Source organism: Aeromonas sp. Y289-2 (genome assembly GCF_027705925.1).
GTDB classification, from domain to species: domain Bacteria; phylum Pseudomonadota; class Gammaproteobacteria; order Enterobacterales; family Aeromonadaceae; genus Aeromonas; species Aeromonas veronii.
In genome coordinates, this window is the sequence record NZ_JAPDCH010000007.1 from 50,742 (window position 1) to 63,019 (window position 12,278).

18 protein-coding genes are annotated in these 12,278 nt (G+C 58.3%); 9 read left to right on the forward strand and 9 right to left on the reverse strand.

Translation table 11 applies throughout. From position 1 onward, the window contains the following. Window positions 1-20 precede the first annotated feature (20 nt). Both OKC43_RS12155 and OKC43_RS12160 read right to left on the reverse strand, forming a co-directional pair. Window positions 21-458, reverse strand: a complete 438-nt coding sequence (locus OKC43_RS12155; RefSeq protein ID WP_058058683.1) for a YqaA family protein — start codon at window positions 456-458, stop codon at window positions 21-23. Further along, window positions 455-1,432, reverse strand: coding sequence for an NADP-dependent oxidoreductase (locus OKC43_RS12160; RefSeq protein WP_236271910.1), 978 nt, complete (start codon window positions 1,430-1,432; stop codon window positions 455-457). The genes OKC43_RS12155 and OKC43_RS12160 overlap by 4 nt, the downstream gene beginning before the upstream one ends. A gap of 56 nt (window positions 1,433-1,488) precedes the next feature. On the opposite strand from OKC43_RS12160, the gene OKC43_RS12165 reads away from it, so the two are divergent. Then, complete coding sequence (locus OKC43_RS12165) at window positions 1,489-1,656, forward strand: hypothetical protein (protein ID WP_162516863.1); 168 nt, start codon at window positions 1,489-1,491, stop codon at window positions 1,654-1,656. 36 nt (window positions 1,657-1,692) lie between these two features. Beyond that, entirely contained in the window at window positions 1,693-2,094 is a 402-nt protein-coding gene (gene fos, locus OKC43_RS12170) for a fosfomycin resistance glutathione transferase (RefSeq protein ID WP_201975390.1), read from the forward strand. 7 nt (window positions 2,095-2,101) lie between these two features. Here the strand turns inward: fos and OKC43_RS12175 are convergent, their stop codons facing one another. Further along, complete coding sequence (locus OKC43_RS12175; RefSeq protein ID WP_236271911.1) at window positions 2,102-3,100, reverse strand: Preprotein translocase subunit SecY; 999 nt, start codon at window positions 3,098-3,100, stop codon at window positions 2,102-2,104. A 255-nt stretch (window positions 3,101-3,355) separates the two neighbouring features. Here OKC43_RS12175 and OKC43_RS12180 point away from each other — a divergent pair, with 255 nt between their 5' ends. Next, window positions 3,356-3,652, forward strand: coding sequence for a hypothetical protein (locus OKC43_RS12180; protein ID WP_236271912.1), 297 nt, complete (start codon window positions 3,356-3,358; stop codon window positions 3,650-3,652). A gap of 19 nt (window positions 3,653-3,671) precedes the next feature. Further along, window positions 3,672-4,022, forward strand: coding sequence for a hypothetical protein (locus OKC43_RS12185; RefSeq protein ID WP_236271913.1), 351 nt, complete (start codon window positions 3,672-3,674; stop codon window positions 4,020-4,022). 49 nt (window positions 4,023-4,071) lie between these two features. On the opposite strand, the gene OKC43_RS12190 is transcribed toward OKC43_RS12185, so the two are convergent. From OKC43_RS12190 to rpsF, 4 genes are all read right to left on the reverse strand, one after another. Further along, on the reverse strand, window positions 4,072-4,812 hold the full coding sequence (locus tag OKC43_RS12190; protein WP_150390255.1) for a ferredoxin--NADP reductase: 741 nt from the start codon (window positions 4,810-4,812) through the stop codon (window positions 4,072-4,074). A gap of 101 nt (window positions 4,813-4,913) precedes the next feature. Beyond that, window positions 4,914-5,360, reverse strand: a complete 447-nt coding sequence (rplI, locus tag OKC43_RS12195; protein ID WP_005340490.1) for a 50S ribosomal protein L9 — start codon at window positions 5,358-5,360, stop codon at window positions 4,914-4,916. A 52-nt stretch (window positions 5,361-5,412) separates the two neighbouring features. After that, a complete protein-coding gene (gene rpsR, locus OKC43_RS12200) occupies window positions 5,413-5,643 on the reverse strand; it encodes a 30S ribosomal protein S18 (RefSeq protein WP_005308890.1) in 231 nt (76 codons plus the stop codon). 30 nt (window positions 5,644-5,673) lie between these two features. Next, the gene (gene rpsF, locus OKC43_RS12205) at window positions 5,674-6,060 is read right to left on the reverse strand and encodes a 30S ribosomal protein S6 (protein ID WP_005308887.1); all 387 of its coding nucleotides are present in this window, start codon (window positions 6,058-6,060) and stop codon (window positions 5,674-5,676) included. Window positions 6,061-6,297: 237 nt separating this feature from the next. On the opposite strand from rpsF, the gene OKC43_RS12210 reads away from it, so the two are divergent. From OKC43_RS12210 to OKC43_RS12220, 3 genes are all read left to right on the forward strand, one after another. Then, window positions 6,298-7,521, forward strand: a complete 1,224-nt coding sequence (locus OKC43_RS12210) for an Nramp family divalent metal transporter (RefSeq protein ID WP_236271914.1) — start codon at window positions 6,298-6,300, stop codon at window positions 7,519-7,521. A 111-nt stretch (window positions 7,522-7,632) separates the two neighbouring features. Continuing rightward, the gene (locus OKC43_RS12215; RefSeq protein WP_236271915.1) at window positions 7,633-8,490 is read left to right on the forward strand and encodes a hypothetical protein; all 858 of its coding nucleotides are present in this window, start codon (window positions 7,633-7,635) and stop codon (window positions 8,488-8,490) included. A gap of 164 nt (window positions 8,491-8,654) precedes the next feature. After that, on the forward strand, window positions 8,655-9,098 hold the full coding sequence (locus OKC43_RS12220) for a PACE efflux transporter (RefSeq protein WP_005358045.1): 444 nt from the start codon (window positions 8,655-8,657) through the stop codon (window positions 9,096-9,098). Between the two features lie 128 nt (window positions 9,099-9,226). On the opposite strand, the gene hupA is transcribed toward OKC43_RS12220, so the two are convergent. Continuing rightward, window positions 9,227-9,499, reverse strand: coding sequence for a nucleoid-associated protein HU-alpha (gene hupA, locus OKC43_RS12225; RefSeq protein ID WP_005340484.1), 273 nt, complete (start codon window positions 9,497-9,499; stop codon window positions 9,227-9,229). 337 nt (window positions 9,500-9,836) lie between these two features. On the opposite strand from hupA, the gene OKC43_RS12230 reads away from it, so the two are divergent. Next, window positions 9,837-10,319, forward strand: a complete 483-nt coding sequence (locus OKC43_RS12230) for an Rsd/AlgQ family anti-sigma factor (protein WP_005348975.1) — start codon at window positions 9,837-9,839, stop codon at window positions 10,317-10,319. A gap of 100 nt (window positions 10,320-10,419) precedes the next feature. Continuing rightward, window positions 10,420-10,800 (forward strand): PilZ domain-containing protein, encoded by a 381-nt coding sequence (locus OKC43_RS12235; protein WP_005340482.1) that lies wholly within the window; start codon window positions 10,420-10,422, stop codon window positions 10,798-10,800. Window positions 10,801-10,881: 81 nt separating this feature from the next. Here OKC43_RS12235 and radA read toward each other — a convergent pair whose 3' ends face one another. Further along, window positions 10,882-12,249: a DNA repair protein RadA gene (radA, locus tag OKC43_RS12240; protein ID WP_005340481.1), complete on the reverse strand. Its 1,368-nt coding sequence runs from the start codon at window positions 12,247-12,249 to the stop codon at window positions 10,882-10,884. Between the last annotated feature and the right edge of the window lie 29 nt (window positions 12,250-12,278).

A 12,278-nucleotide genomic window follows, 5' to 3' on the forward strand; every position in this document is an offset into this window, starting at 1 on the left:
TCGTGAGTGACAAAAACAGGCTAGAAAATGTGACTGGCCAGCAGAAAAACCAGGGCATAACGGAACAATTTGCCGAGCCCGATCAAAATGAGAGAGCGCCAGAAGGAGAGGCGCAGCCAACCGGCCAACAGACAGAGACCATCACCGACCACCGGCGTCCAGGCAAGCAGCAGACACCAGTGACCATGTTGTTTGAGCCAGCCTAAGGCTTTTTGTTCCCCACGGCCTTGAAAATCTTCCGGTTTTTTCTTGAAGGTGGCGAGCCAGCCGAGCCACCAGGTGGTCATGGAGCCGAGGGTATTGCCCAGCGTCGCCCACAGCAGCAGGCTCGCCATGCTCCACTCCCCCTTGGCCGCCATGGCCCCCAGCAGCACTTCGGAGCTGCCGGGCAGCAGGGTGGCGGAGGTAAAGGCGCTTAAAAAGAGCCACCCCAGCCCCATATCCATCATCTCGCTCATCCGGGTAGGCCATCGGCCGCAGGCATCCGCAGCAGCAGCTTGCCGCGCACATGGCCCCTTTCGATGGCCTGATGGGCCAGCGCCCCCTCGGCCAGGGGGAATTCACCGGCGAGGGTGACCTTCACCTCCCCCTGACGCAGCAGCATCAACATCTGACCCAGCTGCTTCTGGTCAGGGTGAACCAGCATGCCGACCACCTCGATACCCGCCGCAGCCCCAGCATCCTTGATCTGCTGGGCAGTGATGGTGGGTACCGTCACCAGACGGCCACCCGGCTTGACGCAAGCGAGCGCCGCCTTGCCACTCTCGCCACCCACCAGATCCAGCACCAGATCGACCTGACCGGCCTCTGCCACCACCCGTGCTGGCCAGTTCGCATCGTGGTAATCCACCATCCAGCGCGCCCCCAAAGCATGGAGGAAGCCATGGTTGTCGGGGCTGGCGGTGGCCACCACCTCGGCGCCATAAGCGCTGGCAAACTGCACCGCCAGATGGCCGACACCTCCGGCCCCGGCGAGGATCAATACCCGCTGACCGCTTTGGAGGCCGCCGTGCTCAAGCAGCCCCTGCCAGGCGGTGAGACCGGCCAGCGGCAGCGCCGCCCCCTGCTGCAGGCTCACCCCGTCGAGCTTGACCAGCTCGCTCTCGCTTGCCACCACAGACTCCCCGTAGCCACCGGCGGTGAGGGGAAAACCGACCATGCCGCACACCCGATCCCCCTCGACCAGCGAGGTCACGCCGGGGCCCACCTTCTCCACCACGCCGGAGATATCATAACCCGGTGTCCAGGGCAGCTTGTCCTTGTTCTGGGCCGCCGCCCAGCCAAGACCGGCGCGGGTTTTGGCATCGATGGGGTTCACCCCCGCAAAGCAGATGCGCACCCGTACTTCGCCATCGGCAGGCACCTTATCGAGGGAAGGGTTGAGCTTGAGTACCGAGGGGTCACCGAATGCGGTAATCTGTAGTTGCGTCATTGCACAATCCATCCTGTTGATTGATCAAGGGTCAACAGAATAACAGCGAGGACACCATGGCTCGAATGTTTCTTATTCCTCTGTTGCTGGCACTGGGGTGGTGGGCATTTCTGCTCTACTTCCGCATCCCGCTCAAACAGGGGGCCAAGGGGTTTTACTGGATCATCGGCATCGGTGGCGGACTGGCCGCTTTCCTCAGCCTGATGATGGTGCTGACCAACTAATGGTTACGCGTTTGATATCGGATAAAGGGAGCAACAATGCTGAGCGGATTGAATCATTTGACCTTGGCAACAAGAGATCTTGAAAAGAGCTTTACGTTTTACGTTGATTTACTCGGTTTTCGTCCCAAGGTGCGATGGGCTCGCGGGGCCTATTTAACTCTGGGGGAGCTGTGGCTCTGCCTTTCCAGTGACCCCGCTAAGCCCGCCGAAGACTATAGCCATGTCGCCCTAAGTATCGCTGCGGAACACTTCTCAGAGTTCTGTGCCCGTCTGCGCCAGGCGGGCATCGAAGAGTGGAAGACAAATAGCAGCGAAGGGGACTCATTCTATCTAAAAGACCCGGACGGCCATCAACTAGAGATCCATGTTGGCAACCTTGCCAGTCGCCTCGATTCACTCAAGACACGTCCTTATGATGGCCTAGTCTGGTTCGAATAAAACGGGTTCAATCGCTGTCAGTACGCAGATGATAATGGCGATTGCTCCCCTGCCCCAGCACCCCTTGCGACAGCAGATGGTGGAACACCCGATCCACCTCCTCCAGCGAGAGTGACAGCGCCTGTGCCACCGAGCGCTTGCTGCACTTGAGCTCACCGCTCACCAGCGCACCGCGCACCTGCGCCAGCACTTCGGGAGCGGGCTCGGGGGGCATGATGGGCTCAGGCTGGGCAGCCATCGCCAACGCTGCCTGTGCCTCTCTGCGAGCTTGCTCCTGCTGCCAGCGCCACATCCGGCGAAAGCGGTTCTCCTCGCCGATCAGGCTGACGAAGAAGGCGCCGAACACGTCGAGCAGCACCGAGAGGAAGCAGACCAGCAGGAACTGCACCTGACTGATGCTCATCCCCACCCCGTCCGCCAGACTGCTCATCAGCCCCAACATGGAGGATTGTTCGTTGACCGGCTTGGCATCGCGCTGCTGACGCAGCTCATCCTGCTGCAAGCGCAGCTTGGTATTGGCGTGCTGCAACGAGGAGACGCCACTGGAGATGCGCTCCAGCTCGATATATTTACGGGCCGCCTCCTCGTTGAGCTGGATCTGCCGCTCGATGCTGGCGATCTGCTCGTCGAAACGGGCAAGCTCCCGTTCGTGGCGCGCCTGCTGACTCAGTACCGTGTTGGTGGCGCTGTTGATGCCACCAATACTGCCGCCGATGGAGATGGCCGCCAGCACGCCGTAAAACAGCAGCGACCAGAAAGCACCACTTAAATCCCGCCGCGCCTTGCGCTCGCCGTACTCGTACCAGACGTAAAACTTGCCCAGCTCGAAGATGATGGCCAAGCCGCCGAACAGCCACTTCATCAGCGGGTTGTCATCGATGGAGAGGAACAGCAGCAGGGAGAAGATAATGGAAGCCAGAATGGCCAACCCGGTGAAACTGTATACCGTCGTCAGAGCAAACCACCCCTTGGGGTAGCGCAATGTGGAGGAGTCCTGTGTGGTCATGATGAAGGGGTGTGCTGTGCAGGAAAAGTTGGCTGCCGATTATAGTCGCCAGACTCGCCCAGAGAAGGGCAAATGACTGAATTCCTTCAGATTGGCAACCAGCTGCCCAGAGTGCGACCAAAACGGACAAATCGGCAGCAGAAAAGCGATACAATCCCTCCCTGACTTGATCATGTAGCGAGATGGGGAACAGTTCCGCCCGGGTTCAGCTCCGGTCTGTACACTCATCCACAGTTGCAATTATCCGAGGCCATCATGAACAGTAATACCACTTTGCTACTCTCCCTTCTTCTGGTTACCGGCAGCGCCGCAGCGACCCAGCAATATCAAGAGAGCAGTGGCTCCGAATTCTCCGTCGATGAGCTTAAATTCAATCTGGACTGGGATGACAAGCAGTTCGGCTGGACCCAGAACGACTGCCTCGACTTGGGGGTCGGCGAAACCGCCCCGGCCGACTGCAGGGCGGTCAAATTCAATCTGGAAGATGAAGAGAACCGCAACCAGCCACCGCAAACCAACCAGATCCCTGCCAACTCGCAGAGTGGCCAATAACGACAGGAGTACCCTTGCGATGACCCAAGCCAAACACAACCCTGTTATCCGGCGCGGCGCCCTGCTGCTCTCCCTGCTGATGGCACATGGCACCGCGGTTGCGGCGCCGCCAAGCAAAAATAGCGATGGCATCAAGATCTCCGGTGATAACATCAAGATCAATCTCGACTGGGATGACAAAGAGTACGACTGGTGGCAGGACAACTGCCTGGATCTTGGCATTGGCGACAGCCGGATCAAACTCAACTGCGACAAGATGGATGGCAAGTACCGGGATCACTACAACCGCAGCATCCACAGCGGCAATAACCCCGGGCAAGGTCACGACAAACAGAAAGATAAAAACAAGGGCAACGGCAAGAAGAACTGAACGCCCTCTCCTGATGCAACAGGGACCTGGCGCCCCTGTGCTGATTGTTTTACCAATAATTCTCCGCACTGATATTGCCCGGCGCCCGCCGCAGATTCTTGGCCAACCCCAGCGCCAGCAAGGTCTGCTGGGTCTCTTTCACCATCTCCGGATTGCCGCAGATCAGCACCTGACTCAGCTCGGGTGAGAACTCCAACCCCACTCGATCCTGCAACTGACCATTGGCAATCGCCGCCGGGATCCGCCCTGCCATTGCATCGGGCCAGGGCTCGCGGCTGACAAAGGGGACATAGCTAAAGCGCTCGCCATACTGCTCGGCAAAGCTGGCGATCAAATCCTGATAGCTCAGCTCTTCGCCTTTGCGCACCCCGTGCACCAGCACCAGATTCTCGAAACGGTTGAAGGCTTCCCCATCGGCCAGCATGGAGAGGAAGGGGCCGATGGCAGTACCGGTCGAGAGCAGCCAGAGATCGCGCCCGGCCGGTACCTCATCCAGCGTCAGAAAGCCGGTGGCCTGGGATTGCACCAGCAGGGTATCGCCCGCTTGCAGCGAGCCGAGCGAGGGAGTCAGCTCACCGCTCGGGATCTCGACCAGATAGAACTCGTGATATGGCGCAGAGGGGGGATTGACGAAAGAGTAGGCGCGCTGAATGCGGCGATCGCCCTGCTCGAGGGCCAGCTTGGTGAATTGGCCTGCCTTGTAGGGAGCCAGCTCGGCCGCTACCCGCAGGGAGAAAAGGGTGGGTGTCCATTCGATGCGTTCGATGACGCGGCCTTCTACCCAAGCCATAAGGATCTCCTCCAGTGGAACAGACCTTCACTCTACCCCCGGGCCGGAAAATAAAAAACCCGCGCAAAAGCGCGGGTTTTTTCTGCAAAAGCGAATCGCTATTACAGGGCAACAACCTGGATCTGTACGGTTGCTTTAACGTCAGCGTGCAGCTGAACAGCAACTTCGTAGTCACCGGTGTTACGCAGAACGTTGCCCATGCGGACTTCGCTCTTGGCAACGGCTACGCCGGCAGCAGTGATGGCTTCAGCCACGTCACGGGTACCGATGGAACCGAACAGCTTACCTTCGTCGCCAGACTTGGAAGCGATAACCACGGTAGCCAGTTCGGCCAGCTTGGCAGCACGCTCTTCAGCAGCAGCTTTGTTGGCAGCCAGTTTGGCTTCCAGCTCAGCGCGACGAGCACCGAAAGCTTCGATGTTGGCCTTGGTGGCCATAACAGCTTTGCCTTGCGGGATCAGGTAGTTACGGGCATAACCAGATTTCACGGAAACTTGGTCACCCAGACCGCCCAGTTTGGCGATTTTGTCGAGCAGGATAACTTGCATTACCTTTCCTCTATAAATTTCGTTGAGTTAGGCTTAAGTGCCGGGCCGATTCTTACTTGTTGTGCAGATCGGTGTACGGCAGCAGAGCCAGGTAACGAGCACGCTTGATGGCGCGTGCCAGCTGACGCTGATACTTGGCGCGGGTACCGGTGATACGGCTCGGTACGATCTTGCCAGATTCAGTGATGTAGTTTTTCAGAGTAACGATATCTTTGTAGTCGATCTCGGTAACGTTCTCGGCGGTGAAGCGGCAGAACTTACGACGACGGAAATAACGTGCCATGGCCTTTATCCTCTAGTCAGTGATCCAGAATTACTCTTCGGAAGCAGCTTCAGTAGCTTCTTCGCGGCGCTCGTCGTCACGACGGGTGAAGCGCTCTTCTTTGGCCTTGGCCATCGGAGAAACTTCAGTCACGGCGTGCTTGGTGCGCATGATCATGTTGCGGATAACGGCATCGTTGAAGCGGAAGTTGGTTTCCAGCTCATCGATAACGGCTTGCTCTGCTTCTACGTTCATCAGAACGTAGTGGGCTTTGTGCAGTTTGTCGATCGGGTAAGCCAGCTGACGACGGCCCCAATCTTCCAGGCGATGAATGGTACCACCGGAGGTGGTGATGGCGCCGGTGTAACGCTCGATCATGCCGGGAACTTGCTCGCTCTGGTCCGGATGAACCATGAAGACGATTTCGTAATGACGCATTTTAGCTCCTTACGGATTAATTCAGCCTCCGCCCAGGTGCAGCCAGACCTCGGAGGCAAGGAACATAAAGGTGTTTAGTCGCTGCTTTTCTAGGGCGGCGTATTGTACGAAATCACATCCCTCACTGCAACTGACCGCCTTAAATGTTTTTCCCGATGGAAATCATCAGAAACAACAATTGATAATGATTATCACTTAGATCTATTCTCTCTCCATATCCTTATGGAGGGTGATGCCATGCAACCCGCACTGACGACTACGATTCCAGCCCGCAAATTCAAACTGACCCTGCTCGGGCCTGCCTTTATCGCCGCCATCGGCTATATCGACCCGGGCAACTTCGCCACCAATATTCAGGCGGGCTCTACCTTTGGCTACCAGTTGCTCTGGGTGGTGGTATGGGCCAACCTGATGGCCATGGTGGTGCAAACCCTCTCGGCCAAACTTGGCATCGTCACCGGCAAGAATCTGGCGGAGCACATCCGCGACCGACTGCCAAAACCGGTGGTCTGGGCCTACTGGGTGCAGGCAGAGATCATCGCTATGGCCACCGATCTCGCCGAATTTATCGGCGCCGCAGTCGGCTTCAAGCTGCTGCTTGGCGTGACCTTGCTTGAAGGAGCCTGCATCACCGCCGTGGTGACCTGGGGGATCCTGATGTTGCAATCCCGTGGCCAGAAACCGCTGGAGTTTGTGGTCGGTGGCCTGCTGCTGTTTGTCGCGGCGGCCTACATCGTCGAGCTGATCTTCTCCCGCCCCCATCTGCCCAGCCTGCTGGAAGGGGCTCTCTTCCCCGGTCTGCCCAACAGCGATGCCGTCTATCTGGCCGCCGGTGTGCTCGGTGCTACCGTGATGCCCCACGTTATCTATCTGCACTCGGCACTGACCCAGCACACGCAGGATCAGGGCTCGGTCAGCCAGCGGCTGCACACCACCCGGGTCGATGTGGCGATTGCCATGACCATCGCCGGTTTCGTCAATCTGGCGATGATGGCGATGGCGGCCGCCGCGTTCCACAGCTCGGGCCACCAGCAGGTAGCGGAGCTGGAATCCGCCTACCAGACCCTCACTCCGCTGCTGGGTAAGGCTGCCGCCACCCTGTTTGGCCTCTCGCTGGTCGCATCCGGCATCAGCTCTACCGTGGTGGGCACCCTGGCCGGGCAAGTGGTGATGCAGGGCTTTGTCCGCTTTACCATCCCGCTCTGGCTGCGTCGCGCCATCACCATGGCTCCCGCCTTCGTGGTAATCGCCATGGGACTCAACACCACCGAAATTCTGGTGTTGAGTCAGGTGATCCTGAGCTTTGGCATCGCGCTGGCCCTGATCCCGCTGTTGATGCTGACCGGCGATCGGGCGCTGATGGGGCAACATCGCAACCATCCGGTCACACAAGCCGTCGGCCGCCTTATCGTTGCGCTGGTGATCGGGCTCAATGCCTATCTGCTGGTCGCCATGATCTAGCGAACCGTAAAACCGAGAAGAGAGGCTCATTAACTCTGGTTAATGAGCCTCTTCGCACTTTGGCGTATGCTGCCGCTTTCTCTTCTCATTTATCGTTGCGGGAGCCTTGCCATGGAACATACCCGAGCCAGCTTCGTACTGGGCCATCATCAAGAGCAGGCCAGCGTGGTCTGCTGCCAGCGCGGTGACACCACGCTGCTGGTCACCGACCTCACCCCCTTTCATCCCCAGAGCCACCTCTGGCCCGATCAGCCAGGGGATGTGGGCCATGTTCGCTGGGAAGGAGGCGAAGCCACCATTGGCCCTTGCCGAATGGGGGCCATCAGCCCGGATGGCGAGCTGTTCGTCGATACTGCCATTCCGGTCAAGCGGGGCGCAGAGGGGTGGCGTTTCGTGGTGGTCCACCCGCTGACCGGTGACCACGCGCTAGCCGTTGGCAGCCAGGTCGAATTGCAAGTAGATAGCGCGGCCCGCCACGCGTTGAGTCTGGGCCATAGTGGCTGCCATCTGGCGGCACTGGCGCTCAATCGAGTACTCACCCCCTACTGGCGCAAGGAGGTAAGCGAGTGCGATGCACTGGGCCAGCCCGACTTCGATCGCCTGGCTATTCAAAGCTCTCGGGTCGAGCCTTGTGGATCGCGGGAGCAGTACCGCATCGGCAAGAGCCTGCGCAAGAAGGGGGTCAACAGCGAGGCGCTGCTGGCAGATCTGGCGCTGATTGAAGAGAAGGTCAACCAGCAACTGGCCGACTGGATCGCAGCCGGAGGCGAGATCCGCCGTAGCCGCGCTGGCGAGGCGATCATCGATTCCCGTTACTGGCACTGCATGCTGGAAGGCCAGGAGGTCACCATCCCCTGTGGCGGCACCCATGTTGCCTCGCTCGCCGAGTTGGGAGAGGTCAAGGTAGAGCTCACACAAGTGGAAGAGGGCTTTGCCATGCTGACCCGGGTCACGCCAACCGGCGCCTGAGTCGCAGACTTGACCACTCAGGGCTAACGCCCAAATTGGCAATAGAGAAGTATCGCAAATGAAGGGGCATCATCATGCCCCTCAACGCCAGTCATGACGGACCGATGCTTCTCTTTTAACCACTCCCTGATTAGAATGCGCCTCCCACAGGAGGCACATCACCCATGAGTAGTACCCAACTACGCACCACCCCGGATCGACTTCGTTATCTGGTTCTCTACGAAGGCATCGGACTGGCACTGGTCGCACCGCTGATCAGCCAGCTGTTCGGTCAGGGCGTCGCCGAGGTCGGTTCGCTGGCCATCTTCTTCTCCATCGTCGCCACAGCCTGGACCTACGGCTGGAACCTGTTGTTCGACAAGGGGTTGCTCAAACTGTGCGGGCGCACCAACAAGCGACCACTGGACCGCTTCCTGCACGCGTTTGGCTATGAGGCGAGCTTTATGATGCTCTCCCTCCCCTGCGTCATGTTCTGGCTCGATTTGGGAGTGTGGGACGCCCTGATGCTGGATCTCGGCTTCGTCGCCTTCTACCTCGTCTACATCATGGTCTTTACCTGGGCCTATGAGCGGATCTGGCCGCTGCCATCCAACCCGCAGACGGCATAAGGCCTCAGCCGCAACGAGGCCGACAGAAGGAAAAGTCAGTAAGGACTAACTAGGAAGGATGGGAGAATCCCATAAAAACAATGCCAGTCAGCAAGCTGACTGGCATTGGACAAAACAGACTTTCGGACTTACTTGACGGCGTCTTTCAGAGCCTTGCCAGCCACGAATGAAGGCACGTTGGCAGCAGCAATCTGGATCTCTTTACCAGTTTGCGGGTTACGACCGGTGCGGCCTGCGCGGTGGGTGACCTTGAAGGTGCCAAAACCGACCAGTTGCACAGCATCGCCTTCTTTCAAGCTCTGGGTAATACCATTGATGATCTCTTCCAGAGCCACTTTGGCCTGAGCTTTGCTCAGATCTGCTTTGGCGGCAATCGCATCGACAAGTTGAGCTTTGTTCATAACATTTCCTTTATGATCGGGCATTTAGCGCTGGGTCACTCTATGCAAAAAAAAACGCACAGGCAAAGCCTTTATCGAGCCGAACGCGTCAAACGCTGGGGTTTTCATCAAGATCTGCGGAAATAGTCACATTCCACACGCGAAAAACCGTGAGCAGGCCTGAAACCTGCTAGCACGCAGACACAATCCGCTGACTATTTCTTCGCCACTTAACATTATCCCCCCATGGCTATTGACGCTTGCCCAGATTTTCCCTAGTTATAGGTTGTGTCACTGCTCAAACGGCTCGGAATACCGAACAATCGGCCAGCCTTTGCCCCACGGAGGGATAGGGATTATGTTGACGAAACTGGAACAGACCAAGCAGGCGCTGGCAGGCAAGCATAAAGCTATCGACGACTGGCTGGATGCAAGGCAAGCGTTGCTGGTTGGATACATGCAGCTGGCAGGCCTCACTCCGGCGCGGACCAAACAACGCAGCCTGCCCAAAACAGAAGAGCTGCATCAGTTTTGCGACCGCCTGGTCGACTATGTCAGTGCAGGCCATTTCGAGATCTACCACCACGTCGTCACCGCCTTCGAGCAAGCCAGCGGCGAAACACTGGAGCTGGCCAAGCGCATCTATCCCCATATTCGTAACAGCACTGAATTCGCCCTCGAGTTCAACGACAAATACAGTGATGCCGACGAGGCCCAATTGCTGCTACTGGATGATGATCTCAATGAGTTGGGTCCGGTTCTGGAAGAGCGGTTCAAACAGGAAGATCGCCTGGTCAAGGCGCTTCATGTGGTGGAATCCTTGAGTACCCAGCAAGCCTGAATGCCATTTTCGGAGCAAGTTCAAGATACTGGCAACCAAGGTGGATTACACTCAGAGCAATGACCCTAGCGTCCACACTTATTGCATACAGGAGATGAGCATGTCTGAGCGCCGCCGTTTTGCACGGATCCTCTACTTGACCATGGCAGAACTCACCCAGGGGGAACAGAAGTGGCAGACCCAGCTTGTCGACGTCTCCTTGCAGGGAGCCCTGCTGATCCGCCCCGACGACTGGGAGAGCCGTGACAACAAGGAGTACCAGCTCAGCTTTATCCTGAGTGGTAGCGATATCGAGATAAAAATGCAGGTCGAGCTGACCCACGAAGCCAGCAAGAAGCTGGGGTTCTACTGCCACCACATCGATATCGACAGCGCCACCCACCTCAAGCGGATGATCGAGCTCAACGTCGGCGACGAAGAGCTACTCCACCGCGAGCTGGAACAACTGCTGAGCGAACATTTGGAACATAGCCAGCCCTGATGGCAGGTGCCAGCCCATAAAAAAGAGCGCCGAGGCGCTCTTTTTCCGTTGTGCGGTTGTCTCGATTGCAATGCTGAGGGATTACAGCGCCTCGAGTGCCTCAGACAGCTTCTTGACCGGCACCACTTCCATCCCTTCGATGGGATGCTTGGGGGCATTGGCGTGCGGCACGATTGCGCGACGAAAACCGTGTTTGGCCGCCTCCTGCAACCGCTCCTGGCCGGATGGCACCGGGCGAATTTCACCAGAAAGACCCACTTCGCCGAACACCACCAGATCCTTGGGCAGCGCCTGATCCCGGAAACTGGAGACCATCGCCAGCAGCAGCGCCAGATCCGCACTGGTCTCCTCGACCTTGACACCGCCAACCACGTTGATGAAGACATCCTGATCCGCCATCTGCAACCCGCCGTGACGGTGCAGCACCGCCAGCAACATGGCGAGCCTGTTGTGATCCATCCCCACCGCCACCCTGCGCGGGTTGGAGAGCTGGGAGTAATCCACCAGCGCCTGCAACTCCACCAGCAGCGGTCGGGTGCCCTCCCAGATCACCATGACGATGGAACCGGGCGCCTGCTCCTGCCCCCGGCTGAGGAAGATGGCGGAGGGGTTGCTCACCTCGCGCATCCCCTGTTCGGTCATGGCAAAGACCCCCAGCTCGTTGACCGCACCGAAGCGGTTCTTGTGGGAACGCAGAGTCCGAAAACGGGAGTCATGGCCACCATCGAGCAGCACAGAGCAGTCGATGCAGTGTTCCAGCACCTTGGGGCCCGCCAGACTGCCATCCTTGGTCACATGGCCCACCATAAAGATGGCCACATGATTCTGCTTGGCGTAGCGGGTCAGCAGTGCAGCCGCTTCGCGCACCTGTGAGACAGAACCGGGGGACGATTGCACATCCGCCACATGCATCACCTGAATGGAGTCAATCACCATGATCTGCGGCTGCTCCTGCTGGGCAATCAGGCAGATCTGCTCGACGCTGGTCTCGGAAAGCATCCGCAGCTTGTCGGTAGGTAGCCCAAGGCGGTTGGCCCGCATCGCCACCTGCTGCAGCGACTCCTCACCAGTGACATAGAGGGTTTTCATCCGCTCTGCGAGACCACACATGGTCTGCAGCAGCAGGGTGGACTTGCCCGCCCCCGGGTTGCCGCCGATCAGAATGGCCGAGCCGGGCACCACACCGCCACCAAGCACCCGATCCAGCTCCTTGAAACCTGAGGTAAAACGAGGAATTTCGGTGGTGGCGATCTCTGCCAGTGTCTGTACCTGACTGCCGACCGCGCCGGCATAACCGGTGTAACGGGCACTCTTGCCTGCGGGACTCACCGAACCGAGGCGCACCTCGGTAATGGTATTCCACTCCTTGCACTCGCTGCATTGACCTTGCCAGCGTGTGAAGTCGGCACCACATTCGGAACAAACATAAGCAGTTTTATTTTTGGCCATTGATAACTCGGGGACAGGATGAATTCCTG

What these genes read in the sequence shown, in the direction of transcription:
- fos (WP_201975390.1), top strand. Translation starts at nt 1,693, where the DNA reads ATGCTGAGCGGATTGAATCATTTGACCTTGGCAACAAGAGATCTTGAA.
- OKC43_RS12210 (WP_236271914.1), top strand. Translation starts at nt 6,298, where the DNA reads ATGCAACCCGCACTGACGACTACGATTCCAGCCCGCAAATTCAAACTG.
- OKC43_RS12180 (WP_236271912.1), top strand. Translation starts at nt 3,356, where the DNA reads ATGAACAGTAATACCACTTTGCTACTCTCCCTTCTTCTGGTTACCGGC.
- OKC43_RS12160 (WP_236271910.1), bottom strand. Translation starts at nt 1,432, where the DNA reads ATGACGCAACTACAGATTACCGCATTCGGTGACCCCTCGGTACTCAAG.
- OKC43_RS12215 (WP_236271915.1), top strand. Translation starts at nt 7,633, where the DNA reads ATGGAACATACCCGAGCCAGCTTCGTACTGGGCCATCATCAAGAGCAG.
- OKC43_RS12185 (WP_236271913.1), top strand. Translation starts at nt 3,672, where the DNA reads ATGACCCAAGCCAAACACAACCCTGTTATCCGGCGCGGCGCCCTGCTG.
- radA (WP_005340481.1), bottom strand. Translation starts at nt 12,249, where the DNA reads ATGGCCAAAAATAAAACTGCTTATGTTTGTTCCGAATGTGGTGCCGAC.
- rpsF (WP_005308887.1), bottom strand. Translation starts at nt 6,060, where the DNA reads ATGCGTCATTACGAAATCGTCTTCATGGTTCATCCGGACCAGAGCGAG.
- OKC43_RS12220 (WP_005358045.1), top strand. Translation starts at nt 8,655, where the DNA reads ATGAGTAGTACCCAACTACGCACCACCCCGGATCGACTTCGTTATCTG.
- rpsR (WP_005308890.1), bottom strand. Translation starts at nt 5,643, where the DNA reads ATGGCACGTTATTTCCGTCGTCGTAAGTTCTGCCGCTTCACCGCCGAG.
- OKC43_RS12165 (WP_162516863.1), top strand. Translation starts at nt 1,489, where the DNA reads ATGGCTCGAATGTTTCTTATTCCTCTGTTGCTGGCACTGGGGTGGTGG.
- OKC43_RS12175 (WP_236271911.1), bottom strand. Translation starts at nt 3,100, where the DNA reads ATGACCACACAGGACTCCTCCACATTGCGCTACCCCAAGGGGTGGTTT.
- OKC43_RS12235 (WP_005340482.1), top strand. Translation starts at nt 10,420, where the DNA reads ATGTCTGAGCGCCGCCGTTTTGCACGGATCCTCTACTTGACCATGGCA.
- rplI (WP_005340490.1), bottom strand. Translation starts at nt 5,360, where the DNA reads ATGCAAGTTATCCTGCTCGACAAAATCGCCAAACTGGGCGGTCTGGGT.
- OKC43_RS12190 (WP_150390255.1), bottom strand. Translation starts at nt 4,812, where the DNA reads ATGGCTTGGGTAGAAGGCCGCGTCATCGAACGCATCGAATGGACACCC.
- hupA (WP_005340484.1), bottom strand. Translation starts at nt 9,499, where the DNA reads ATGAACAAAGCTCAACTTGTCGATGCGATTGCCGCCAAAGCAGATCTG.
- OKC43_RS12155 (WP_058058683.1), bottom strand. Translation starts at nt 458, where the DNA reads ATGAGCGAGATGATGGATATGGGGCTGGGGTGGCTCTTTTTAAGCGCC.
- OKC43_RS12230 (WP_005348975.1), top strand. Translation starts at nt 9,837, where the DNA reads ATGTTGACGAAACTGGAACAGACCAAGCAGGCGCTGGCAGGCAAGCAT.